General features: G+C 41.1%; 20 protein-coding genes. 12 read left to right on the top strand and 8 right to left on the bottom strand.

What is annotated here, in order from left to right; all coding sequences use genetic code 11:
* Nucleotides 1–134: 134 nt before the first annotated feature.
* Nucleotides 135–4,586 carry a T9SS type A sorting domain-containing protein gene (locus BLS32_RS11350; protein WP_091395668.1) on the bottom strand — a complete coding sequence of 1,484 codons (4,452 nt, stop codon included), beginning with the start codon at nucleotides 4,584–4,586 and terminating at the stop codon, nucleotides 135–137.
* Nucleotides 4,587–4,964: 378 nt separating this feature from the next.
* On the opposite strand from BLS32_RS11350, the gene BLS32_RS11355 reads away from it, so the two are divergent.
* The 3 genes from BLS32_RS11355 to BLS32_RS11365 all read left to right on the top strand — a co-directional run bounded on the left by BLS32_RS11355 (nucleotide 4,965) and on the right by BLS32_RS11365 (nucleotide 8,512).
* Nucleotides 4,965–5,546, top strand: a complete 582-nt coding sequence (locus BLS32_RS11355; protein ID WP_091395669.1) for a non-canonical purine NTP diphosphatase — start codon at nucleotides 4,965–4,967, stop codon at nucleotides 5,544–5,546.
* A 180-nt stretch (nucleotides 5,547–5,726) separates the two neighbouring features.
* Nucleotides 5,727–7,655, top strand: coding sequence for a DEAD/DEAH box helicase (locus BLS32_RS11360; protein ID WP_091395672.1), 1,929 nt, complete (start codon nucleotides 5,727–5,729; stop codon nucleotides 7,653–7,655).
* Between the two features lie 92 nt (nucleotides 7,656–7,747).
* Nucleotides 7,748–8,512 carry a carboxypeptidase-like regulatory domain-containing protein gene (locus BLS32_RS11365; RefSeq protein ID WP_091395675.1) on the top strand — a complete coding sequence of 255 codons (765 nt, stop codon included), beginning with the start codon at nucleotides 7,748–7,750 and terminating at the stop codon, nucleotides 8,510–8,512.
* A 2-nt stretch (nucleotides 8,513–8,514) separates the two neighbouring features.
* Here the strand turns inward: BLS32_RS11365 and BLS32_RS11370 are convergent, their stop codons facing one another.
* The gene (locus BLS32_RS11370; protein ID WP_091395678.1) at nucleotides 8,515–9,174 is read right to left on the bottom strand and encodes a TrmH family RNA methyltransferase; all 660 of its coding nucleotides are present in this window, start codon (nucleotides 9,172–9,174) and stop codon (nucleotides 8,515–8,517) included.
* A 114-nt stretch (nucleotides 9,175–9,288) separates the two neighbouring features.
* Between BLS32_RS11370 and BLS32_RS11375 the strand changes: the two genes are divergently transcribed.
* From BLS32_RS11375 to BLS32_RS11390, 4 genes are all read left to right on the top strand, one after another.
* A complete protein-coding gene (locus BLS32_RS11375) occupies nucleotides 9,289–9,981 on the top strand; it encodes an SIR2 family NAD-dependent protein deacylase (RefSeq protein WP_091395681.1) in 693 nt (230 codons plus the stop codon).
* A 105-nt stretch (nucleotides 9,982–10,086) separates the two neighbouring features.
* A complete protein-coding gene (gene purB / locus BLS32_RS11380; protein ID WP_091395684.1) occupies nucleotides 10,087–11,433 on the top strand; it encodes an adenylosuccinate lyase in 1,347 nt (448 codons plus the stop codon).
* Between the two features lie 159 nt (nucleotides 11,434–11,592).
* Nucleotides 11,593–13,839, top strand: coding sequence for a cation:proton antiporter domain-containing protein (locus tag BLS32_RS11385; RefSeq protein ID WP_091395686.1), 2,247 nt, complete (start codon nucleotides 11,593–11,595; stop codon nucleotides 13,837–13,839).
* A 123-nt stretch (nucleotides 13,840–13,962) separates the two neighbouring features.
* Nucleotides 13,963–14,424, top strand: a complete 462-nt coding sequence (locus tag BLS32_RS11390) for a hypothetical protein (RefSeq protein ID WP_091395689.1) — start codon at nucleotides 13,963–13,965, stop codon at nucleotides 14,422–14,424.
* A 117-nt stretch (nucleotides 14,425–14,541) separates the two neighbouring features.
* On the opposite strand, the gene guaB is transcribed toward BLS32_RS11390, so the two are convergent.
* Nucleotides 14,542–16,014: an IMP dehydrogenase gene (guaB, locus tag BLS32_RS11395; protein ID WP_091395692.1), complete on the bottom strand. Its 1,473-nt coding sequence runs from the start codon at nucleotides 16,012–16,014 to the stop codon at nucleotides 14,542–14,544.
* A 207-nt stretch (nucleotides 16,015–16,221) separates the two neighbouring features.
* Between guaB and BLS32_RS11400 the strand changes: the two genes are divergently transcribed.
* Together BLS32_RS11400 and BLS32_RS11405 are read left to right on the top strand one after the other, a co-directional pair.
* Nucleotides 16,222–16,782, top strand: a complete 561-nt coding sequence (locus BLS32_RS11400) for a TetR/AcrR family transcriptional regulator (protein WP_091395694.1) — start codon at nucleotides 16,222–16,224, stop codon at nucleotides 16,780–16,782.
* Nucleotides 16,783–16,842: 60 nt separating this feature from the next.
* Entirely contained in the window at nucleotides 16,843–17,934 is a 1,092-nt protein-coding gene (locus BLS32_RS11405; RefSeq protein WP_091396124.1) for an MBL fold metallo-hydrolase, read from the top strand.
* 125 nt (nucleotides 17,935–18,059) lie between these two features.
* On the opposite strand, the gene BLS32_RS11410 is transcribed toward BLS32_RS11405, so the two are convergent.
* Both BLS32_RS11410 and BLS32_RS11415 read right to left on the bottom strand, forming a co-directional pair.
* Entirely contained in the window at nucleotides 18,060–18,923 is an 864-nt protein-coding gene (locus tag BLS32_RS11410; RefSeq protein WP_091395697.1) for a beta/alpha barrel domain-containing protein, read from the bottom strand.
* A gap of 198 nt (nucleotides 18,924–19,121) precedes the next feature.
* Nucleotides 19,122–20,144 (bottom strand): quinone-dependent dihydroorotate dehydrogenase, encoded by a 1,023-nt coding sequence (locus tag BLS32_RS11415; RefSeq protein ID WP_091395699.1) that lies wholly within the window; start codon nucleotides 20,142–20,144, stop codon nucleotides 19,122–19,124.
* A 236-nt stretch (nucleotides 20,145–20,380) separates the two neighbouring features.
* Here BLS32_RS11415 and BLS32_RS11420 point away from each other — a divergent pair, with 236 nt between their 5' ends.
* The 3 genes from BLS32_RS11420 (at nucleotide 20,381) to pepT (ending at nucleotide 24,350) form a co-directional block, all read left to right on the top strand.
* A complete protein-coding gene (locus BLS32_RS11420; protein WP_091395702.1) occupies nucleotides 20,381–21,790 on the top strand; it encodes an MBOAT family O-acyltransferase in 1,410 nt (469 codons plus the stop codon).
* 3 nt (nucleotides 21,791–21,793) lie between these two features.
* The gene (locus BLS32_RS11425) at nucleotides 21,794–22,870 is read left to right on the top strand and encodes an alginate O-acetyltransferase AlgX-related protein (protein ID WP_091395705.1); all 1,077 of its coding nucleotides are present in this window, start codon (nucleotides 21,794–21,796) and stop codon (nucleotides 22,868–22,870) included.
* 181 nt (nucleotides 22,871–23,051) lie between these two features.
* On the top strand, nucleotides 23,052–24,350 hold the full coding sequence (pepT, locus tag BLS32_RS11430) for a peptidase T (RefSeq protein ID WP_091395708.1): 1,299 nt from the start codon (nucleotides 23,052–23,054) through the stop codon (nucleotides 24,348–24,350).
* Between the two features lie 95 nt (nucleotides 24,351–24,445).
* Here pepT and yajC read toward each other — a convergent pair whose 3' ends face one another.
* The 3 genes from yajC to nusB all read right to left on the bottom strand — a co-directional run bounded on the left by yajC (nucleotide 24,446) and on the right by nusB (nucleotide 26,144).
* A complete protein-coding gene (yajC, locus tag BLS32_RS11435) occupies nucleotides 24,446–24,724 on the bottom strand; it encodes a preprotein translocase subunit YajC (protein ID WP_091395711.1) in 279 nt (92 codons plus the stop codon).
* Between the two features lie 2 nt (nucleotides 24,725–24,726).
* Nucleotides 24,727–25,140 carry a DUF1573 domain-containing protein gene (locus tag BLS32_RS11440; protein WP_245699422.1) on the bottom strand — a complete coding sequence of 138 codons (414 nt, stop codon included), beginning with the start codon at nucleotides 25,138–25,140 and terminating at the stop codon, nucleotides 24,727–24,729.
* A gap of 92 nt (nucleotides 25,141–25,232) precedes the next feature.
* A complete protein-coding gene (gene nusB / locus BLS32_RS11445; protein WP_091395716.1) occupies nucleotides 25,233–26,144 on the bottom strand; it encodes a transcription antitermination factor NusB in 912 nt (303 codons plus the stop codon).
* Nucleotides 26,145–26,227: the final 83 nt, after the last annotated feature.

The raw sequence follows: 26,227 nt of genomic DNA on the forward strand, positions 1-26,227 counted from the left end.
AATCCGATGCAAAAGTCAGCCAAACCTAAAAAAGCACAAACTACAAATAGACGAATGCGGAATTAAATAGACAGACAGCAGTCCATAAAAAAAGCCCTCAAAATAGAGAGCTTTAAAATTCAGCTAAGGTTGGTTTACTTTACTGTGATTTTTTTAGTTGCAGATTGTTTTCCGTCTTTAATCGTTACGATGTACACGCCGCTTTTTAAAAGTGTTTTTGGTGCGACCGTAATTTTGTTGCTGACTGCAATTTGTTTTTCATGATAAACCTCCTGCCCCAGCATGTTTGTAATTTGAACAGTGACATCTGAAGCATTTTGTGGAAGCGCAATCTCAAATTTGTTTTCGGTAACCGGATTCGGATAAATGCGGATGTCTTTTGAAAATTCATTTTCCGACATTGCAAGTGCCGTTGCTGCAAAAATAATGTCAAAACGGTTTTCGATGCTGCTTGCCGGAATGGTGGAATTTATTGTGAATACAACCGTTTTTTCCTGTCCGTTTGTCAACTCGGTCGTCGTTCCTGTATAATTGTCTTTTAAGTAAGGAACGGCGTTGTTGATTCCGCTTACAGCAATTTTGAATGTATAATTCGTATTTCTATACTGCGTGATCGAAATCGGCAATACATCTGCAGCCGTCGGCCAGAACCTGCTTTCGTAGCTGTAGATTTTGCTGTTTGCCATACGGCCCATATTTTCATCCTGGTTTACTGGTTTCGGTGCATCGAAAGTATCGATATCATTGCTGTAATTGTCGCCAAAACGAATCATAAGTCCATCGGCAGCGGCAGCATTTGCTGCAAGTGCGCTGCTTTCATATAAAGTAATGCGCATTTCCCCTTCAACTAAAGCAGATTGTTTGTAAACCGTGGTCGTTGCAGTTGATAAGTGTTTGTAATTTTCCTTAAATGTCAGCGATGGCATTCCCGCAGTTGCCGTTTTAATGAAACATGCCTGTCCCGGCTGCAAATACCTATCGGCAGAAGAACCTAAAACATTGTTGGTATTGTTTCCCAGATTTACCGTAACGTATGCGCCGCGCGTGTTGCTCGTTGCATCCCACATATAGTAGAAATTGCGTTCCAGAAGCGAACTGTCATTCAGCAACAAGCCCATATCTACCGGTGCCTGGTACGGATTTCCGATAAGACTGAAACCTCCTGCAACCGGATTTAAATCAGTTACAGCAACATTTCCCGTACGGATTGTTCCTGTCGTACGTAAGGTTGTAATGGTTGAAGGCGCACTGTTTACAGTTTGGTTTACCGTTCTGTCACCTCTTACGAGCATTCGGTAAGCCACGCCGGCAGTCATATTTAAATTTGTACTCGTTGCTGCTACCCAAGCGCTTCCGCCTGCGGTATTATTATTCAGATAAGTATATAATGACGGATTGTTGCTTCCCGAAATATCGAAGCCGTTTCCAGCACCACCAACACCTGTAATATCTGTTCCAATTCCGACCGGATCGATTGCCGGGCCGTTTTCCTGCCAGTTGCTGTGGATCGTTCCGCCATCTGTAGGAGATGAAAGAAAACGGAAAGCGCGGCGTGACGGAATGTATCGTTCCACAGTCATTGTTCCGCTAACCGAACCTGTAACCGGGGCGATCATCGCAGTCGTCGTTGCATTGCTTTTGAGTGTCAGTAAATTTCCTGTTGTAAAATTCCCTGTTTTTACATCAAGGATTCCGGTCAGGTTGTTTTCACCGAGCATGATTACGCCCGAAGCATTATTAATGGTAAGATTCTTAATAGTATTGAATGCAAAAACATTTGCCGGTATTTGCTGTTGGCTTGCGCCGATGAAATGCACTGTTCCGTCAACGGTGGTAAATGTACCCGAACTGCTGATTGTTCCTGCGATTTCGATTACTCCGAAATTGGTAATCAAAATATTTGCACCTGAAGCAATATTGATATTCCTGCAAATTCCTGTTCCCGATGCCAAAACCGGGTAACGTCCTGATCCTGTCACCGGAATATTCGCATCAATCACGGCATTCGGGATTTGGTTGCAGCTCCAGTTCCCTGTTGTATTCCAATCGGTGCTCAAAGAGCCAGTCCAGTTGTTGCTGTTGCTCACAGTTATTGTCGCTGTTGCCGATGTAGCTACAGTACAGCTTCCGCTGGTGGCCACTGCACGGTAATATGTTGTGGCAGCCAATGCTGGAGTGTTGTATGTATTTGTGGTTGCGCCGCTTCCACCGGCAACGTTTACCCAGCCGGAAGTTCCGTTTGGTGATTGCTGCCATTGGATGGTTCCGACAGTTCCGCTTACAGATACCGTTGAATTGCTGTTGTAGCAAACATTTTGGTTTGCCGAAATCGTTCCGGCATTCGGCAACAAACTGATGCCTATCATCACCGCATCAGAATAAACCGCAGAACAAATGCCATTGGTTGCCGCTGCACGGAAATATTTTGCCGTGGTTAAAGCGGCGGTGGTGTAAGAAGCCGTTGTTGCTCCACTTCCTGATGAAACATTGGTCCAGCCAGTCGTTCCGTTTGGAGATTCCTGCCATTGGATCGTTCCGACAGTTCCGCTAACAGCAACCATCGCAGTCGTATTGTAACAGATGGTTTGGTTGGCTGAAATTGTTCCTGCATTCGAAAGCGGCGTCACCGCAATGAGGATGCTGTTTGAATTAACAGATGAACATTCGCCGCTTGTCACTGCTGTACGGAAATACGTGTTCGTTGTCAAATTTGCCGTTGTATATGAAGCTGTTGCAGCGCCGCTTCCGCCAATGACATTTACCCAATTTGAAGTTCCATCAACAGATTGCTGCCACTGGACCGTTCCTGTTTGCCCAGAAAGTGTCAATCCGGTTGATGTTCCAGAACAAATCGTTTTTGCAACTGAAGCGGTTCCTCCAACCGATAATGGATTTACCGTTACGGCAACGGCATTGGTCGTGATTGCAGCGCACGTTAAATTGTTGGCTTTTGTAACCGCATAATAATATTTCACGCCCGCTATATTTGTTGGAGGCGAATAATAGGCGTTTGTCGCGCCTGAGATCAGCGTTCCGGTTGTATTGTTATTTACGGTATTGGAATACCATTGGTACGCTACATTCAAGCCTCCGGAAGAAGTTCCAATCACGGCCGTTGTATTGATACATGCCGCTAAAGGCTGAGGTTGCAAGATAATCGCAGTATTTAAGTAAGCTGGATCACTGGTTACAGATCCGGCAGTATTCGTAACTACAACAGTATAAATTCCAAAATTTACTGCAGTGACAACAGGAATATAATAAGTTGATGATGTTGCACCGGGAATATTCACGCCATTTTTCTTCCATTGGTAAGTCAGCCCTGAACCTGTCGCTGTAACCGAGAAAGTCGCATTATCTAAAAATTGTCCGGGACAAACCGTTAGAGAAGCAGGATGTGAGGTGATTACCGGGCTCGGAATTAAAAATGCCGATGCATTGTAAGCGATAAATGCCGGATCGCTGTCACCGCCGGGCATCAGTTTGAATTTGGTTACCGAAGCGGCATTTGCTGCAGTAATCCCAAAATCCGAAAGCTTAAAAGCAATCATCCTGATGTCACGCGTTCCCGGCGTTCCGTTGCCAATAGGCATTGCATCTGCGTAAGCGGCATTTGTTGGCAATGTAAAAAGATCCAGTTTTGAAGTCCCGATGGCGTCGATCGCACTTAAATTGGCCTGAACCGGATTTCCGACGATATTTCCGCTTGCATCGGTAAACGCATAAATATCGACAACGGTTGTTGGAGAAGCGATTTGTGTCACTAAAATATCGGGTTTTGCATCTGAAATGGCAGCGGTCACGATATTGCTGACGGCAAAATCAAGGATCATGCTGCTGCTGATGTTGGTCACGCCTGTTCCAAGGTCGAGTCCTTTGGTTCCGTCCGTTAGCACATCCCTTACTTTTAAAGTCGAAACCACTGGCGAAAGATAATTTGAAGCATTTGCATCACCGTCGATTTTAGTTCCCAAAGCCAGGTAATTTGCATTGCCTACGGTATTTCCAGTAATGGCGTTGATCGGCAGCGCCCTATAATCTCCGAAATTGGTTGGCTGTAATAGATTTGCAAGCGTAATTGCAAGGTCGTTAACACCAGTGGTATAAACCACGCCACCATTTGAAAACGCAAGCATGTTGTGGTGCGTATCGGGTTGCTCAGAAGCTATTGCCGATGTTGCTGTAGATGACCAGAAACCATTGAAATCGGAAATGAGGCGGCTCACGGCAGCTGTCGCCGGAGTTGCGGCAGACGTAATGTAGGTTGCATTTCCGCCAGTTCCTGTACCAGAAGCATTGGTTACTTTAACTGCTCCGGATGCGCCCATACCAACAATAGCGGTAATCTGCGTGCTGGAGTTGACTGTGAAGCCTGCTGCATTTGTCCCGCCGAAAGTTACGGCAGTTGCATTTGTAAAATTGGTTCCGGTAATTATGACCGGCGTTCGCATTGTCATGGATGCAGGCGAAAAAGAAGCCACTGTTGGCGCTTGTGCATACAGTCCAATCGGTAAGAAAAAAGCAAATAGTAAGAGGTGCAAAAGCAGTCGTTTTGCATGCCTTAAGAAAGGTAAAATTGCCATCATAAATTTGGGGTTTAGGAAATATAAAGATTGCTGTAACTATTACAGTTCTTGAGAAATAGTATGGATTTTATAGCGTTAAAAAATGTGTACCTTTGCCAAACCGACTGAATTTTGGGAAATTTCAGACGAAATGTAAAAGATTGATTATCAGGTTTTTTTGTTTCGGCAAATTAAACTCAATTATTTTTTTTGAAAGTATCAACAACTGTTAATTTGACGATGAAACACTGATAAAATCGATGAAATACATATTTAATACTGATAATACTACAAAAATGAATGGTTATTGTAGGTAAAAACTTAAAGAACTGAGAATGATTTTTTTACAGATTTTCATTTAAATTTTCTTTTGTAAGAATTATAACGCTAAAAAACTATATGAAGCTCGTATTTGCATCCAACAACAAGAACAAAATCACAGAAATCCAGTCGATGCTGCCACCGAAAATCCAAATTTTAAGCCTGGAAGAGATCGGGTGTTTTGAAGATATAGCCGAAAAAGCAGATACGATTGAAGGAAATGCCATCTTAAAGGCAAATTATGTGACTGAGAATTATGGCTATGATTGCTTTGCAGATGATTCGGGATTGGAAGTCAATGCGCTAAATGGCGAACCCGGAGTTTATTCGGCGCGTTATGCAGGCCCGCAGCGAAATTCCGATGATAATATGACTAAATTGCTATCCGAACTTTCGGGTAAAACCGACAGGAGTGCGAATTTCAAAACGGTGATCGCCCTAAATTTAAACGGAAATCAACAGCTTTTCACCGGAATCATCAACGGAAACATTACGTCGGAAAAAACCGGAAATCAAGGATTTGGATACGATCCAATTTTCCGCCCCGACGGGTATCAAAAAACTTTCGCCGAATTTTCACTTGAAGAAAAAGCAAAAATCAGCCACCGCGGCATTGCCGTCAAACAACTGATTGACTTCCTGAACGATAGTGAAAAATAATTTTTTCCATCAGCCAAAATCATCGATCAGCTGCCCAATTATCAATTGTCAATTATTCACTATCCATTACAATTCCATAACTTTCTGATTATCAATTCTAATTAAAAAATTAAATCTCCAAAACGCATTAGTATTTACAAGATATAAGGTGTACCTTTGCGCCCTATTTTAAATACATATATGAATAAATTTGAACAATTAGGATTGAGTGAGTCGCTACTGAGGGCGATTTTAGATCTAGGATTTGAGAATCCGACCGAAGTACAGGAGAAAGCGATTCCCCTATTATTGGAAAAAGACACAGACATGGTTGCGCTCGCCCAGACGGGGACAGGGAAAACAGCAGCGTTTGGTTTTCCGCTAATCCAGAAGATTGACGCCAACAACAGAAATACTCAGGCGTTAATTTTATCACCTACACGCGAACTTTGTTTGCAGATTACGAATGAAATCAAAAACTACTCTAAATACGAAAAAGGTATTAATGTAGTTGCGGTTTACGGCGGCGCCAGCATTACCGATCAGGCGCGCGACATCAAAAGAGGCGCACAGATCATTGTGGCGACTCCGGGAAGAATGCAGGATATGATCAATAGAGGTTTGGTGAACATTTCACAGATCAACTATTGCATCCTTGATGAGGCAGACGAAATGCTGAACATGGGTTTTTACGAAGACATTGTAAACATCCTTTCTACATCTCCGGACGAAAAAAGCACTTGGTTGTTCTCGGCTACGATGCCGCAGGAAGTGGCGCGAATTGCAAAACAATTCATGCACGATCCATTGGAAATTACTGTTGGTGCTAAAAATTCAGGTTCAGCAACCGTTTCTCACGAATTTTACCTCGTGAACGCACGCGACCGTTACGAAGCTTTGAAAAGATTGGCAGATGCGAATCCGGACATTTTCTCTGTAGTGTTTTGTCGTACGAAAAGAGACACGCAACAAGTGGCTGAAAAACTCATCGAAGACGGATATAGCGCAGCAGCGTTGCACGGCGATTTGTCGCAGGCACAGCGTGATTCAGTAATGAAATCATTCCGTGGAAGACAAATCCAGATGTTGGTTGCCACCGATGTTGCCGCACGTGGAATCGACGTAGACAACATTACACACGTTGTAAACTACCAGTTGCCAGACGAAATCGAAACCTACAACCACCGTTCAGGAAGAACCGGACGTGCAGGAAAATTGGGAACTTCGATCGTAATCGTAACGAAAAGTGAGATCAGGAAAATTTCTGCAATCGAAAGAATCATCAAACAGAAATTCGAAGAAAAAACAATCCCAAGCGGAATCGAAATCTGCGAAATCCAGTTGTTGCACCTGGCCAATAAAATTAAAGATACTGAAGTCGATCACGAGATCGATACGTATCTTCCGGCGATAACCAGCGTTCTCGAAGACCTTTCAAAAGAAGAACTGATCAAGAAAATGGTTTCTGTAGAATTCAACCGTTTCATCAATTATTACAAAAAGACACGTGATTTGTCTTCGCAATCAGCCGGTTCAGACCGCCGCGAATCTTCAGATCGTGAGCCACGAGAAAGCAACGGAAGCGCCGTGCGTTACTTCGTCAACATCGGTTCACGTGACAATTTCGACTGGATGTCTTTGAAAGATTTCTTAAAAGAAACGCTTGATTTAGGCCGCGATGATGTTTATAAAGTCGATGTGAAAGAAGGTTTCTCTTTCTTCAACACCGATCCTGAACATACCGATAAAGTAATGGACGTTCTAAACAACATCCAACTCGAAGGCAGAAGAATCAACGTCGAAATTTCTAAAAATGACGGTGGCGGAAGACGCGACCACAATGGAAGAAGTTCAGGCGGAAGCTTTGGTGGCGGAAGAAGTTCGGCTCCAAGAAGAGAAGGAAATTTTGCCCCGAGAAAAGAAGGCGGATTCAGAAGCGACCGTTCATCAGCTCCCAGAGAAGGTGGATTTGCGCCAAGAACTGGTTCTCCACGTCGTGAAGGCGGATTTTCATCCGATCGTCCGGCAAGAAGAGCAGACGCTCCTAGAACGGAAGGTTTCGCTGAAAGAGCACCAAGACGTTCAGAAAGTTTCGGCGATTCTAAACCAAAACGCCCAAGAAAGAGCTAAACGAAAGTCTTTTAGTTAATTTTCTTATAATTTACTGGAGACTGCAAAATATCTTAACGTGTTTTATTACTTTTAGACCTTTAAAACACCCCATGAGATATTTTGTAGTCTTCTTTTTTTTGTTCCTTACCACAACTTTAATGGCGCAGGACGTTACCTCGCAAAAGGTTTCGGGAGTCATTGTCAACGACAACGGACTTGCGGCAATCTCAAATGTGAATGTCATCAACCTGAATAAAGTACGCGGAACGATTTCCGATGCGAAAGGTTTTTTTGAAATTGAGGTTTCGGTGAATGATACACTGCATTTTTCCCTTATCGGATTCCAATCGATCAAAGTGCGTGTAACCAATGACTGGATCAAAAATAAAACGACCAAAATCCAGCTGACCGAAAAAGCGATCGCGCTAGAGGAAGTCAACATTATGCCCTACAATCTTACCGGATATCTCGAAATCGACTCTAAACTGATTCCGACACGCGAGAATTTCCGTTACAGCATTTCCGGCCTGACCGAAGGTTATGAAGCAGGTGAATATTCGCCAAATGCATTCGGGCGCGTTTTAGGATCGATCTTCAATCCTGCCGACATGCTCTATAATTTCTTCGGAAAGAAGCCTAAAGAACTCAAAAGGCTGAAGGAAATGAAGAAAGATGAAACCGTGCGAAATTTGCTTGAATCCAAATACGACCGCGAAACGATTGCCGTACTTTTAGGCATCAATAAAAATGAGATTGCAGAGATTTTACAGCGTTGCAACTACTCCGATTCATTTATACAGACTGCAAATGACCTTCAGATCATGGACGCGATCAGCGGCTGTTATGAGGAATATAAGATTTTGAAGAAAAAGTAGTTTTAATTGATCGACTCGAAATATCTCGCTTCAATCCGCTTAATGTCTTTAATCGAATTTTTTGCCCACTCGATTCTTTTTTCTAAAATTTGTTCTTCGGATAATTGCCAATGAAGATCGGATTTGTGCAACCGGCCCATTAAATTCTGAATGATGATTGCTGCCGAAACTGAAATATTCAGGCTTTCGGTAAAACCAACCATCGGGATTTTCAGAAAACCATCGGCTTGCTCTAAAACTTCTGGTGACAATCCGTTTCTCTCCGTTCCGAAAAATAAGGCAGAAGGTTGCGAAATATCAAAATCATCCAATAAACAATCATTTTCATGCGGCGTGGTCGCGATGATTTTATAGCCTTTGCTTTTAAGGTTTGAAATACAATCTGAAATACTTTCAAAACGGTTGACGTCGACCCACTTTTGCGCGCCCATTGCAATTTCCTTATCGATGCTTTTTCCGTATTTTTCCTCGATCACATTAAGTTCCTGAATCCCGAAAACTTCACAGCTTCGCATGACAGCGCTGGTGTTGTGCAGCTGGAAAATGTCTTCAATCGCAACCGTAAAATGATTGGTTCGCTTGGCAAGCACATCGGCAAAACGGATTTTGCGGTTGTCTGTTAAAAATCCTTCGAGGTAATTTAAGTAATCGAGATCGGCCATCGTAAAAATATTTCAGCAAAAATAACAAAACCAAACGAATCATTTTTTAGATAAAATTTATAAATCTGCGTAAATTCGCGTCATCCGGATCATCCGCGTTCAAAATTTACTGTTATGAAAAAGAAACTTATCGTATTGACAGGTGCCGGAATTTCCGCCGAAAGCGGCATCAAAACCTTCCGCGACAGCGACGGACTCTGGGAAGGCCACAATGTAATGGATGTTGCTACGCCCGAAGGCTGGAACAAAAACAAAGAATTGGTACTCGATTTCTACAACCAGCGCCGCCGCCAATTGCATGAAGTCAAACCCAATCGCGGACATGAGATTTTAGCCGAACTCGAAAATGATTTCGACGTTCATATTATTACTCAAAATGTAGACAACCTGCACGAAAAAGCCGGAAGTTCAAATGTTTTGCATCTGCACGGCGAATTGTTAAAAGTGCGCAGCACCAAAAATCAAGATTGCATTTTAAACTGGGCAGAAGACCTGAACATTGGTGATTTGGATGAAAACGGAAATCAATTGCGGCCACATATTGTTTGGTTTGGCGAAGAAGTCCCGAATTTGGAAGAAGCAATCCAATTGGCGCAGCAAGCCGATATTTTTGCCGTCATCGGAACATCATTGCAAGTATATCCTGCGGCCGGTTTGATGGATTTTACGAATCATCATGTGCCGGTTTTTTACATCGATCCGAAGCCTGCGGCGGTTCCAAACATTGGCAAACGACTCGAAATAATCGCCGAACCGGCGTCGGTCGGAATGGAAATTTTACAAAAAAAATTAAACCAAATTTTATAATTTTCTAATTCGAAAATCTGTAAACTTTAACAATTCACCAGCCAAATCCTTTCATTTTCAAAACCGAAAAGTTATATTTGCGCTTATCGCATAAACACACAACAAATGCACCAATTAACTGAACTCAATGCGGTTTCTCCAATCGATGGCAGATACCGCAGCAAGACCATTTCCCTTTCCAAATATTTTTCTGAAGAAGCGCTGATCAAATACCGCGTGCTGGTTGAAATTGAATATTTCATCGCACTTTGCGAAACGCCATTGCCGCAACTTACAAATATCGATCACAAGCTTTTTGAAAGTTTGCGCGACATTTACAGGAATTTTTCTGCTGAAGACGCGCAAGCGATCAAAGACATCGAAAAAACGACCAATCACGATGTAAAAGCGGTCGAATATTTTATCAAAACTGCTTTTGATAATTTGGAATTGGCCGAATATAAAGAGTTTATCCATTTTGGACTGACATCGCAGGACATTAACAATACTGCAATTCCGCTGTCGACTAAAGAAGCATTTCAAGAAGTTTATTTAAAATTGCTGATCGAACTCGTTGCCAAATTAAAAGATTTAAGCATTGAATGGAAGGACATTCCGATGCTCGCACGCACACACGGACAACCAGCTTCTCCTACCCGACTCGGCAAAGAAGTCGGTGTTTTTGTAGAGCGTTTAGAAGAACAGATGCGACTGCTTTTCAACATTCCGTTTGCCGCGAAATTCGGTGGGGCAACCGGGAATTACAATGCACATCATGTCGCTTATCCGCAAATTGACTGGCGTAAATTTGGAAATAATTTTGTAGAAGGAAATCTTGGTTTGCATCATTCTTTTCCGACCACACAAATTGAACATTACGATCATTTTGCCGCTTTTTTCGACGCTTTGAAACGAATCAACACAATTGTAATCGATTTGGACAGGGACATTTGGACGTATGTTTCTATGGAATATTTCAAACAGAAAATCAAAGCTGGGGAAATCGGATCTTCTGCGATGCCGCATAAAGTGAACCCGATCGATTTTGAAAATTCGGAAGGAAATCTCGGAATTGCGAATGCGGTTTTCGAACATTTATCAGCCAAATTGCCGTTGTCGAGATTGCAGCGCGATTTGACTGATAGCACGGTTCTAAGGAATATCGGCGTACCAATCGGACATACCCTGATCGGATTTGAAGCAACATTGAAAGGCTTGAATAAATTGCTTTTAAACGCTGACAAATTTGCTGAAGACCTCGAAAAAAACTGGGCGGTTGTTGCCGAAGCGATCCAAACGATTTTGCGACGTGAAGCCTATCCAAATCCGTATGAAGCGCTCAAAGGCTTGACAAGAACCAATACAACTATTGATAAAAATGCCATCCACAACTTCATCCACACATTAGAAGTTTCCGACGAAATTAAAGCAGAACTGCTTCGAATTACACCTGCAAATTATCTGGGAATCTAAAAAATTCTATTTCAATAAATGACAAAAGGCCGCCAAATTGAGCGGTCTTTTTTTATCTGAAAACATTAAAAAAATGTAAAAACTTGTCGCTCCATTTTTAAAAACCGACTTTTTTGAATATCTTACAACAATACACAAAATTCAGAAAAATAAAAGCCTATGCTCGCCGAAACCGTTACTGCAACCGCCGAAACCGCCACACATTTGTATCCGCTGATCAGCGATCTGGGTTTGATCCTGATGACTGCGGCTGTCGCTGTACTGATCTTTAAAAAAATCAAGCAGCCGTTGGTTTTGGGTTATCTTATTGCAGGTTTTTTGGCGGGAAACCATTTCGATTTTTTTCCTTCGGTAACAGATATTAAAAGCGTGGAAGTCTGGGCAGAGATTGGCGTGATCTTTTTACTGTTCAGCCTCGGCCTCGAATTCAGTTTTAAAAAGCTTGTAAAAGTCGGTGGAACGGCTTCAATAACAGCAGTCACTCAGATTGTCGCAATGCTTTTCATTGGCTATACCGTCGGTCATTTGATGGGCTGGAAACAAATGGATTGCATTTTCCTTGGCGTTATTTTATCAATTTCTTCCACTACGATCATTCTGAAAACATTTGATGAACTCGGTGTCAAGGCTCAGAAATTTGCCGGAAACGTCATTGGTTCGCTTATCGTTCAGGATATCGTTGCGATTTTAATGATGGTTTTGCTTTCAACAATTGCCGTGAGTTCGCAATTTTCTGGAAGTGAACTTATAAAATCCGTTTTAAAACTGGTATTTTTCCTTACGATTTGGTTTGTCGGCGGAATTTTCTTCATTCCGACATTACTCAAAAGAGCTAAGAGCTTACTGACCGATGAAATGCTGTTGATCGTTTCGATCGCGCTGTGTCTGATGATGGTGATTTTAGCCGCAAATGTTGGTTTTTCACCTGCTCTTGGCGCATTCATCATGGGTTCTATCATCGCTGAAACCACCCAGGCCGAACATATCGAGCATTTGGTAAAACCTGTAAAAGACTTATTCGGTGCCGTGTTTTTTGTATCGGTCGGCATGCTGATTAATCCGGGAACGCTGGCGCAATACTATATTCCGGTTATTATTTTGACCGTAGTCGTGATCTTTGGGCAATCGGTCAGTTCGATGATCGGAGCCTTGCTTTCGGGCCAACCGCTGAAACAATCGGTGCAAACGGGAATGAGCCTGTCGCAGATTGGGGAATTTTCGTTTATCATCGCGACTTTGGGAATGACGCTCGACGTTACCAGCAGTTTTTTATATCCGATTGTCGTGGCCGTTTCGGCCGTTACCACATTCACCACACCATTTATGGTAAAATTATCGATTCCGGTTTCTGAATTTTTATCAAAGAAATTACCGCGAAAATGGGTCAAAAGAATCGAGCGTTACAGTGCCAATGCCCAGGCGATCAAATCGGTCAGTACCTGGCAGATCGTGCTTCGCGCTTATTTGCTGCAGATCATAATTCATTCTATTATCATTGTTGCTGTCACGTTCCTTTCTGCAAAATTTCTGTTGCCGTTGGTTGAAGGTTCTAAATTCGGAAATGCGATTGCAGCATTGGTTACCTTAATCCTGCTTTCACCGTTTTTATGGGCATTGGCTTTACGCCGGGTTGCTGTAAAAGAAGTACTGATTTTAATGGCGGAACGAAAATACCGCGGTCCGATCATTATGATGATTTTGTTCCGGTTTATACTAACTTTAGTCTTCATCGGATTTTTGCTTGACAACTTTTTCTCGCGTGAAGTCGCATTTATCGCATTTGCTGTCGCACTCATTTTGTACATTATTTTTCCGAAAAAACTCAATGCCCAATACCATCGGATCGAAACGCATTTCATGAAAAACCTGAATGCACGCGAGATCATCAACAACAAAAGAAGACGCAGCGACCTGACGCCTTGGGAAGGCCATTTGAGTACGTTTGACATTGCAAAAGAATCAAACATTGCGGGTAAAACGCTACAGGAATTGCAGTTGCGTGAAGAAATTGGCGTCAATATCGCCTTTATCAAACGGGGCGACATTACGATTAAAATCCCCAGCCGCAATGAGCGTTTGTTTCCAGGCGATGAAGTGTGTGTCATCGGAACCGATAAACAGGTTGATGAATTTAAAGATTATCTGAACAAGCATGAAATCGATGTTTCGCCAAATGTAAAAGAGAACGAAATCGTGTTGCAGCAGCTCGAATTGAAGAATGAGGATTTTATTGGAAAAAGCATCCGACAATCGCAATTGCGCGAAAAAACCAACGGGCTTGTTGTTGGGATTGAGCGAAAAGGCGACCGCATCCTGAATCCCGATTCTCAAATGATACTTGAAAAAGACGATATTCTTTGGATCGTTGGAGATAAAAAACTGCTTACAAAACTTGTGCAACCCTGATTTTACTCAATTTATATCAGAAAAAACTTAACATTGGCGGATTGTTTTAAGACTTACCTTTGTTAACGTTAAGTTTACAATGCATTGTTGTTAAACTTACATTTCACTTTACTTAAAAAATTTATGAGAAGAACAACTGTAAGAAATCAGGAAAACACTGCCGAAAACCTGGAGCAAAATACTCCAGAAATTGTTGAACAAACACCAACTGAACCTACTGAAACACCAAATTCAGATGCCGAAGAAACATCTGAGACATCAGAAAATACATCCGAAGCGGAAACAACGGAAACCGAAAATGTAGAAGAAAACAACGAATCTGTAATGGAAATTCCTGTTGGAAAATCCCAATCGGATAAAACTAAAAAGAAAATGAAAAAAGACGATAAAGCAGCCCAGAAAGCCAAAGATAAGGCGAAAAAAGAAAAAGCAAAAAAGCAAAAAGCAAAAGAAAAAGCTAAGGAAAAAGCAAAAAAAACCAAAGCTAAAGAAAAAGCCAAGTCCAAAGCAAAGAAGGAAAAGGCCAAAGAAAAAGCTAAAAAAGCAAATGCTAAAAAGAAAACAGCTTCTAAGAAGAAAAAGTAGTTTTAGTAAAAAAGCATAAGGCAAAAGGCATAAGTTTAAAACCATCGCGGTAAAACTTATGCCTTTTTGTTTTACGCAGTCAGCGTCGTCCGACTTTCGTCATTAGACTTTTGACTATTATCTTGAATAATTCGGTGCTTCTTTCGTAATCGTTACATTATGCGGATGGCTTTCGGTAATTCCGCTTGATGTAATCCTGACAAACCTTCCGGTTTCCTGAAGCGTCGGAATGTCTTTCGCACCGCAATAACCCATTCCGGCACGCAATCCGCCAACAAACTGCTGCATGCTTTCGTTGAGTTCCCCTTTATAAGGAACGCGGCCTACAATTCCTTCGGGAACAAGTTTTTTAATATCGTCTTCAACATCCTGGAAATAACGGTCTTTCGAACCTTCTTTCATGGCTTCGACAGAACCCATTCCGCGATAAGATTTGAATTTTCTGCCTTCGAAAATAATGGTTTCTCCTGGCGATTCTTTGGTTCCAGCCAATAAGGATCCGAGCATCACACAATCGGCTCCAGCTGCTAAAGCTTTCGGAATGTCGCCCGTATATCGGATTCCACCATCGGCAATTACCGGAATTCCAGTGCCTTTTAAAGCCGCGGCGACTTCAAGAACCGCTGAAAATTGCGGGAAACCAACACCGGCAACGACTCTTGTCGTACAAATAGAACCTGGGCCAATGCCGACTTTTACGCCGTCGGCGCCATTTTCAACCAAATATAATGCAGCTTCTGGAGTAGCAATATTTCCAACAATGATGTCAACTCCGGGGAATTTATTCTTCACTTCTTTCAATACATCGACGACACCTTTCGTATGCCCGTGAGCAGTATCGATAATGATCGCGTCAACACCTGCATTGACTAGCGCTTCGGCTCTTTGCACGGCATCGCCGGTTACGCCGATCGCTGCTGCAACACGAAGTCTTCCATATGAATCCTTGTTAGCAATTGGTTTTTGAGTGAGTTTTGTAATGTCGCGGAACGTGATCAATCCAACGAGTTTATAATCGGCATTTACCACCGGAAGTTTTTCAATTTTATGGCCTTGTAAAATGACTTCAGCTTCTTCTAAAGACGTGCCTTCAGCAACTGTGACCAAATTTTCGCTGGTCATGATTTCGATAATCGGACGTTCATTATTTTTCTCGAAACGCAAATCCCGATTTGTAACTATTCCTTTTAATTTCTGATTTTCATCGACAATCGGAATTCCGCCAATGCCAAATTCTTTCATCGCATTTTTCGCATCGGCAACCGTAGAAATCAGTGGCAACGTTACCGGATCGATGATCATTCCGGATTCTGCACGTTTCACTTTACGCACTTTTGCAGCCTGCTGCTCGATTGTCATGTTTTTATGCAGAACGCCGATTCCGCCTTCCTGAGCCATTGCAATGGCCATGGCACTTTCGGTTACGGTGTCCATTGCGGCAGAAACCACAGGAACATTGAGCGTAATATTTTTAGAGAATTTTGATTTGATACTGACTTCGCGCGGAAGCACATTGGAATAATTGGGAACCAAAAGGACGTCATCGTATGTTAGTCCTTCGCCGATAATCTTGGAGTTGTGTGCGATCATTGCAATTTGTAGTTGTAGTTAAATTGCGTGCAAATGTAAGCAATTGATAATGAATAATGGATAATTGATAATGAATAATTAACGTTTGATGTTTCGACTTGCCGATTGGCTGTTACTGGAAGTCAAAAATTTAAGTTAAATGTTTTCACCTCCAAGTGAAATTCAAAATTTAAAATTACTTTTACCGACTGATTAGTCAATCTAAACATGGACAAACAAAAAGAAATATTGGCCGCTGCACTCAAATTATTTGTAGAATTTGGGTTTCATGGTACGCCAACAAGTAAAATCGCTAAAGAAGCAGGAGTTGCAAACGGAACTTTATTTCATTATTATCCAACAAAAGACGATTTGATCACATCCTTATATGTGTCGATTAAACTGGAAATGTCTGCTTTTGTCGAAACTCAATCGCCTAAAAATCATGATTACAAAGCACAGTTCAAAAATCAATTTGTGAATGCTTTACATTGGGCAATGGCGCATCCAAACGAATTTCAATATGTGCAGCAATTTTACAATTCGCCTTATGCCGCGCTTTTGCAATCGGAAATTTTACAGGAACAAATGCAAAAAACCTGTGGAGAAATCCAGTTGGCGATCGATTCGGGTATTGTAAAACGGTTGCCCGTCGATTACATTTTTACATTACTCAGCAGCCATCTTTTTGGTTTGAACCAATACTTAAAAAATGCAAACTTGCCCGTATCAAAACAAAAAGTAGTAATTACCGAAACATTCGAATTGCTCTGGGATATGCTGACTTAACCAATTACAATGAAAAATCCATCAAAAAATAAATTCCTTTCCATTTTAAAAAAAATCTTTATGTTTTTAGCTGTCCTAATTTTATTACTTGCTGTTGCAACATATTATTTCATTAACCGTCCTGAATTTGGAAAAATGCCATCGGGTGAACGCCTCGAAAGAATTGAAAAATCACCGAATTACCGCGACGGAAAATTCCAGAATTTAAGTTTTACGCCAGATTTGGCAGAAGGTGAAACCTTGTTCAAAGTCCTCAAAAAATTCTTTTTTGAAAAAGACAAACGCAGCAAACCCGGAAGTCGGCTTCCTTCACAAAAAACAGATTTATTTGCGTTGAAACCCGAAGAAAACATCATGGTCTGGTTTGGACATTCCTCTTATTTCATGCAAATAGATGGCAAGAAATTCCTTGTAGATCCAGTGTTCAGCGGCGCGGCTTCACCGATTCCAGCAACGACACGAAGTTTTCCGGGATCGGATGTTTACACTGCGGCAGATTTCCCGGAAATTGACTATTTGTTCATTTCACACGACCATTGGGATCATTTGGATTATCAAACCGTCATGCAATTGAAACCAAAAATTAAAACAATAATCACCGGACTCGGAACAGGCGAGCATCTCGAATATTGGGGGTTTGATCCAAAAATCATCATCGAAAAAGACTGGAATGAAACCGTAGATTTAGGAAATGGATTTATAGTTCACACCACTCCGGGCAGGCATTTTTCCGGAAGAAGTTTTACCAGAAACAAAGCGTTGTGGATGTCATTCGTATTGCAAACGCCTTCGCGGAAAATATTCATAGGTGGCGACAGTGGTTACGATACACATTTTGCAAAAATCGGTGCTGATTTCGGGCCGTTTGACTTGGCGATCGTCGAATGTGGTCAATACAATAAAAGTTGGAGAAACATTCATTTGCTTCCTGAAGAAATGATGACAGTCGCAAAAGATCTCAAAACCAAAGTGCTGATGCCGGTGCATTGGGGAAAGTTTGCGTTGGCATTACATGCCTGGGACGAACCGGTTTCTTTGGTAACTGAAGCCGCAAAAAAAGAAGATTTTCCATTAATTACGCCAATGATCGGGGAAAAAGTAAATCTGGATGCGCCGAAAGTTTACGAAAGCTGGTGGAAAAACGTTGATTAATAAAATAATGGATAATTAACTTGAAATTTCAAACCATTAAGAGCATTAAGTCCATTAAGGATTAATCAGTTATGTCTTAATGATCTTGATGGTAAATTCTTTAGCAAAAGATACTGGTTTACCCATCAATGAAATTCCCCGAATAATTTCGTCGCTTCATTGTAAGAACTTTCAAAGCCCATCGGACTTGTGCCTGTGGGTTCTTTTTTTGTAGTGAAATAAGACAGCAATTTTTCGGTGGGCATGTTTCCGGTCAGGTCATCTTTTGCCATCGGGCAGCCGCCAAATCCTTGGATCGCACCATCAAATCGGCGGCAGCCTGCGTTGTAAGCGGCGTCAATTTTCTCGAACCATTTTTCAGGAACGGTATGCAAATGTGCACCAAACTCGATTTTTGGATATTTCGGGATCAGGTTTGAAAATAAATACTCGATCACATCAGGCGTGGAACTTCCAACCGTATCGGAAAGCGACAAGATCTTCACGCCCATATTCGATAGTTTTTCGGTCCATTCGCCTACGATTTCCACATTCCACGGATCGCCATACGGATTTCCGAAACCCATCGATAAATACGCAACGACTTCTTTATTGCTTTGGTCGGCGATGTTTAAAATCTCCTGCAAAGTCACCAAAGATTCAGCAATCGTTTTGTGCGTATTGCGCATCTGGAAATTTTCTGAAATCGAAAACGGATAGCCCAAATATTTAATTTCAGGATGTTCAGAAGCGGAAACTGCGCCTTGCGTATTGGCAATAATCGCCAATAATTTGCTTTTGGTTTCCGACAAATCGAGCATCGACAATACTTCACGCGTATCGTGCATTTGAGGGATCGCTTTCGGGGAAACGAAACTTCCAAAATCGATCGTATCAAAACCCACGCGCAAAAGCGACTGGATATAATAGGCTTTTTTCGCAGCAGGAATCAGGGTTTTGATGCCTTGCATGGCGTCGCGCGGACATTCGATAATTTTGATTGGCTCCATAGAAGTGTCAAATATAAGAAAGCGATCCGACTTACGAAATCGTTTTTTCTTAATGTTTTATGGATGTGAAATTTTAAACATTTAGTTTCTTTTTATACTTCTTGTTTAAAATTTACCATTTAGAACATTAAGTTCATTAAGATTGGGACGGTTATGCCTTAATGAACTTAATACTCTTAATTTTTAAAATTTTAGCTATCAATGTTTCGATTGTAGAATTTTTTTATTAATTGATTTGACCAATGCCGGTCCTTCATAAATAAATCCTGTGTATAATTGAACCAGACTCGCTCCGGCTTCGAGCTTTTCAATCGCATCTTCAGCAGTATGGATGCCGCCAACGCCAATAATCGGAAACGCTTTATTGCTTTTTTCAGATAAAAACCGAATGACTTCCGTTGCTCTTTTTGTCAATGGTTTTCCGGACAATCCACCGGTTTCGGCCTTGTTTCCCGATTGTAAATTTTCTCTTGAAATCGTCGTATTTGTTGCAATGACTCCGGCGATTTTGGTTTCCTTTATAATGTCAATGATGTCGAGCAGTTGTTCGTCAGTCAAATCTGGAGCGATTTTAAGTAAGATCGGTTTTTGTTTGGGTTTGGCCAAATTCTTATTTTGCAAGGTTTGCAGCAATTGCGTCAACGGTTCTTTATCCTGCAATTCGCGTAAATTCGGCGTGTTTGGCGAACTCACATTCACTACAAAATAATCAACGACCTCATAAAGTGCGTCAAAACAGATTTCATAATCGGAAGTCGCATTTTCATTTGGCGTCAGTTTGTTTTTTCCGATGTTTCCTCCTATCAGCACATTTTTATTTTTCTTCAAACGTTCGGCTGCCAATTGAACGCCGCCGTTGTTAAAACCCATTCGGTTGATGATCGCAGAATCTGCTTTCAAGCGAAACAAGCGTTTTTTGGGATTGCCTTCCTGCGGTTTCGGTGTCAAGGTTCCGATTTCGATAAATCCGAAACCAAAATTTGATAATTCCTGGTACAATTTGGCATCTTTATCAAAACCTGCTGCAAGTCCGACCGGATTTTTAAATTTCAATCCGAAAACCTCAATTTCCAAACGTTTATCATTCACTTCATAAAGCGATCGGAACAAAGCCGAAAATCCCGGAATTTTTGAAAAAAAACGAATGAGAGAGAAAGTAAAGTGATGCACTTTTTCGGGATCAAACCAGAAAAGCAGCGGACGGAGCAGCAATTTGTACATAGTGTTGTGTTTGCACAAAAGTACGCATTGAAATGGTAAAGGCAAATTGTTTTTTAGGGTCTGAAATTGATGTTGTTCCTAGCAATTATCGATTGAAGATTTTTTATGGCAGCTGACGGTCGTTATAAAAACAGTCTTAGAAAATCCCGAAACCACCAATTTTATAATTTATTTTCTATATTTTTGGCGGCAATCAAAAGATTCCAGCACTTAAACCGCATGACGCATACCGAATTATGATTTTTAATTCCCTACAGTTTTTAGTTTTTTTTATCGTCATCACCATTTTATATTTTCAATTGCCGCATAAATTCCGCTGGCTTTTGCTACTATTGGGAAGCTGTTATTTTTACATGGCTTTTGTACCAATTTACATTGTCATTCTCGGATTTACGATTGTCATCGATTACTTTGCGGGCATTCTTTTAGAGGATTCGCAGGGCAAAAAGCGAAAAATGTACCTGATCATGAGTTTGGTCGCAAACATCAGTGTACTGGCCGTTTTCAAATACTACAACTTCATCAATTTCAATATTTCGGAGATTTATCATGCTTTTGGATCAGACACACCATTTCCGTATTTAAAGATTTTACTGCCAATCGGGTTGTCATTCCACACATTCCAGGCGATGAGTTATACGATTGAAGTATACCGCGGCAACCAGAAAGCCGAGCGGCATTTTGGGATTTATTCGTTGTATGTGATGTTTTACCCGCAACTCGTCGCCGGGCCAATCGAGCGCCCGCAAAACCTGATCCACCAATTCCACGAAAAACACGATTTTGATTACGGCAGGTTTAAAAGCGGCTTGATGCTGATGGCTTTCGGGCTGTTTAAAAAGGTTGTCATTGCCGACAGATTGGCGATGATGGTTGATTACAGCTATGAAAACAGTAGCACTCTTGGCGGATCGACTTTGCTGGTTGCGACTGTTTTTTATGCTTTTCAGATTTATTGCGACTTTTCCGGTTATTCTGAAATTGCGATCGGGGCTGCTAGAGTGATGGGGTTCGACCTGATGGAAAATTTCCGTGCACCGTATTTTTCAGCGTCGATATCCGAGTTCTGGAAACGCTGGCACATTTCACTTTCTACGTGGTTCAAAGATTATTTATACATTCCGCTAGGCGGAAACCGCACGTCCGTTTCGCGCTGGTATTTCAATTTAATGGTGATTTTCCTGGTCAGCGGACTTTGGCATGGCGCCAACTGGACGTTCATCATCTGGGGATTTCTTCATGGTTCGTACCTGATTTTTGCGATTTTAAAAGACAAGTTCCTGCAAAAAATAAACTGGAAATTTCCGAAAAGCCATCTGAATACTTTTATAGATATTGTCCTGACTTTTTCACTTGTCGTTTTTGCCTGGATCTTTTTCAGGGCCGAAAACGTGCAACAGGCTTTTACAGTCATCGGAAAAATATTTGACTTTAGCTCATACAACGCCATCACATTAGGGTTGAATGCTGGTGAAATCTGGTTTTCTGTTATGCTGATCGTACTTTTATCGTTAAAAGAAAAATACTACAGCCGGATTTTCACAAACACCAATGTTGCCTTTTATTCTCAACTGCTGCTGATTGTTGTCCTTTGTTATTTGTTTGGGGTTTACAGCGAAAAACAATTTATTTATTTTCAATTCTAGCTTATGAAAAAGACAATCGCCTGGTTTTTCGTGATCCTTTTTTCTGCTTTGTATGCGTTTGCCTCGTATGGCGATTTTGAAAAAACGATCGATTTCAGGAATAAAAGCAATTCGGTTTTTGGTTCTGACAAATATAAATTTGGAGATCTTTTCGGTATCAGTTATTATCCGATGATCAAGCAGGATCTCAGTAAAACGAAACGCACTTTCCCGGTTGAAAATCCAAAAACAAATAAAAAAATAAACCTGTGCCTCGCGCATGACAGTTATTTGGGAAAAGACTTTTTGGCTTCTAAAAAACAGATCAATAGTGTCGATACGATTTATGATCTGGAGTATCCGTGGTTTCGCGGCAGGGCAAATGCACCTGTGAATTTAGATACTTCAAAAACCAATGTGCTTGTATTTGAGATAGTAGAACGCAACTTATTTCGTTTGGATAAAAAAGCGGCATTGAATATTGTAAATATTGCTGCAGCGAATGAAATTCTGGCGCTAAATCCTGAAATAAAATTAAAACCGGTTAAGAAAAAATCAAAAATCAAGCAGTTCAAAGAAATCATATTCAATACGCGGATCAATAAAAACCTGGAATTCCTGTTGTTTGACCTGCGCCTTTTTACGCCTTTCAAAGAATTGAAATCCTACATCAACCATACTTTTTTTAACCGTTTGCCTCCCGAAGTCTTCATTTCAGAAAATCAAAAACAGGAATATATTTCTGATGTAAAAACGTCAATTGAAGACAAACTCACGGTTTCAGAAACTGAAAAAACGGTTGCACTTTTAAACGAAATCCACGATTTTTATAAAAGCAAAGGTTTTGATAAGGTCTATTTTTCGATCGTTCCAAATCCGGTTGCTATCATCAAGCCCGAAGCGTTGCGTTATAATGGCCTGATCCCGATGATCCAGAACAGCCCGAATTTAAGAATGCCGATGATCGATATTTATACCGATTTTAAAAAGTGTGATGCCGATTTGTATTTCTTTTCTGACACACATTGGAACTTTAATGGTTTCACGCTTTGGATCAATAAATTCAATGCGACCCTGAATGCAGACTTATCTTCCGATTAGCGGTTGGCTTTCTTAAGTTTCAAAACTTCCTGACACCTTACTGCCCTAGCCCTGATTGCGCCGATATCCTCGCAGCGCAGCGGAGAGATAAAGGCAAAAGCAGGATTAGCTCCTAAAAAAAACTTATAAAAACCAATCCGAAAAGCCCGAATTTGTACCTTTGAAAAAACTAAAATTTACCATGCAACATATCATAGACCGCTTTATCAGCTACGTGACGATCGATACCGAATCGGATGCAAATTCCCAAACCACGCCGAGTACGCCCAAACAGCTCGTGCTTGCAAAACTGCTTGTCAAAGAACTCACAGCCATTGGAATGACCGAAGTGACGATCGATAAAAATGGTTATGTCATGGGCACTTTGCCGTCGAATGTGGAACATAATGTGCCGACAATTGGGTTTGTGTCGCATTACGATACATCGCCGGATTTTAAGGGCGAAGGCGTGAAGCCGCAAATTATTGCCAACTATTCTGGAGGTGACATTTTGCTGAATGCCGAACAAAATATCATTTTATCCCCGAATTATTTTAAAGATTTACTGCAATATAAAGGTCAGACGTTAATTACCACAGATGGAACGACCTTGCTTGGCGCCGATGACAAAGCAGGGCTGACGGAAATTGTTTCGGCGATGGAATTCCTGCTTAAAAATCCGGAAATCGAGCATGGGAAAATCCGTGTGGGTTTTACACCCGATGAGGAAATTGGCCGTGGCGCAGATTTGTTTGATGTCGAAAAATTTGGCGCTGCCTGGGCATATACGATGGATGGAAGCCAGATTGGCGAACTCGAATATGAGAATTTCAACGCTGCCGGTGCGAAAATCACGTTCAAAGGAAAAAGTGTGCATCCGGGTTATGCGAAGGGAAAAATGATCAATTCGATGCTGATTGCAAGCGATTTTATCGATGCGCTCCCAAAAGGTGAAACACCGGAAGAAACGAAAGGTTATGAAGGATTTTTTCATGTGACGCAACTGTCAGGCAGCATCGAAGAATCGAAAGTCGAGCTAATTATTCGCGACCACGACATGAAGAAATTCCTGAAAAGAAAAGATTTGGTTCATAAGATCGTGCGAAAAATCAATGAGAAATTCGCGAAGCAATTCGGTGAAGACATTGCCGTTGTCGAGATCAAAGACCAATATTACAACATGAAAGAAAAGGTGGAACCGGTAAAATATATCGTTGACCTTGCGGAAAAAGCGATGCAGGATCTTGGCATCAAACCTTTAATCAAACCGATTCGCGGCGGAACTGACGGTTGTAGATTGTCTTACATGGGATTACCATGCCCGAATATTTTCGCCGGCGGGCATAATTTCCACGGAAAATACGAATATGTTCCGGTGGAAAGCATGCAGAAAGCGATTGATGTCATCGTGAAGATTGCGCAATTGACTGCCACGACTGATTTCTCTGATCCGGAAATTTTGAAACCATCGAAGAAAAAAGCGAAAAAGAAAAAGAAATAATGGATAATGGATAATGGATAATTATTCCAGGTTTGCGCATAAAAAAACGCTGTTGACTTTGTCAACAGCGTTTTTTTGTCGTTATTAATTGTTAATTAAGCCGTTTTTTTATTCAAAGCCGCGCTCAATTCCAATGAAATCGCTGAACGCTCCATTTTCAATTTTCCAGACATCGTTTCGATAATGACAGTCGTTTCAGCAAGTTCGGCAATTTTACCGTGAATGCCACTTTTGGTTACGATTCTGTCGCCTATTTTTAAAGACGTTTCAAATTCTTTTTCATTTTTTGCTTTTTTCTGTTGTGGACGGATCATAAAAAAATAGATCACGACGAACATAAGTAAAAAGGGCGCGAATTGTTGCAATTGTTCCATAATTATTGTGCTATGCCAGTAACTGGCGTTATTGATGCTTTGATAGTTAACATTTCTTTTCCTGCGGCCGTATTTGCTGTGATTGTGACGGTTTTTTGTTGTTGTCCATTTTTTCCGGCTGAATTAAAAGAGACTTTCATTTTTCCCGATTCTCCTGGTTTGATTGCTTCTTTCGGATATTCCGGAACCGTGCAGCCACAAGATCCGACTGCATTTGAAATAATCAGATCGGCTTCACCTGTATTTTTGAAATTGAAAGTATAAACTACTTTCGAACCGGCATTTATTTTCCCGAAGTCATGCTCCTTGGTTTCAAACTCCATTACCGGATATTTCCCGTCAGCTGGTGGCGTTGCAGTTTGCGGCATTGGTGCTTCGGTAATTTGAGCAGCTGGATTTATAGGAGTATTTTCCATCTTTGCCTCTTGTTTTTTACAAGAACTTGCTAGAACAAAAGTTCCGGCAGCAAATAAAAAGATGATTTTTTTCATAATTGTTTCGTATTGCTTTACATTAAACCTCTTCCGGTTTTTAATAATTTTTTATTGGATTCCAATTCTTTCACTAAATTATCGAGAATTCCGTTGATGAATATGCTGCTTTTTGGCGTAGAATATTCTTTTGCAATTTCCAAGTATTCGTTGATCGTTACTTTCACCGGAATCGATGGGAATTTCAAAAATTCGCAGATCGCCATTTTCAAAATGATCGTATCGATTTCTGCAATTCGCTCCACGTCCCAGTTTGGGGTTTTATCAGTGTATTCTTTTGCGAGTTCGGTTTCGTTTAAAACCGTTTTGCGGAATAAATTCGTTACAAATTCTTTGTCTTCTACATCTTTGTATAATTTCGGAACACGAAAAACATCATCGGCACCTGGCTTTATCGCTTTCAATTGCTTTAAAATTTCGGTGTTTACCAACGGAATGTCATCGATCCAGGTCAGTTTGTTGTCTTCGAGATATTCGTACAATTTCTCATTTGGAACAATCACTTCAGCGAAAATGTTAACGATAAATTCCTTGTCTTCGGCAAAATTATTTTCTCGGTTAGACATGTATTTTTCATACAAATCGCTTTCCTTGATCGCAGCAAGCAACAGCAAAATGTAATCATCATTCTGATGCCAGTTGTTGATCTTGCGGTTTTCAAGTCCGATGCTCAGCGAATTGTTTTCTTCGAGCAAGTCGAAAATCGCGTTGTTGACGAATTTTTTGTTTGGATCGCGTTCTTCTTTGGTAGCGAGGTGTTTTTCAAAAGATTTTTCAAGGAAAACGACTTCTTTTTTTCTGATTTCGATGAGTGCCGAAAGCATGATCAGATACAAATCCAGGATATTTTCGATACTGAAGAGCAAAAACTTCTCTTCTTTTTCAAGGCTGTCTGAACCATTTTGATGCATGGCGTAAATGGATTGCATCACTTTAACGCGGATATGTCGTCTGTTTAACACTTCGTAAGAACTTTTTAAAATTAAAGGGCGAAAGAAAATCTTTCGCCCTG

Source organism: Flavobacterium noncentrifugens, from assembly GCF_900100375.1.
Classification (GTDB): domain Bacteria; phylum Bacteroidota; class Bacteroidia; order Flavobacteriales; family Flavobacteriaceae; genus Flavobacterium; species Flavobacterium noncentrifugens.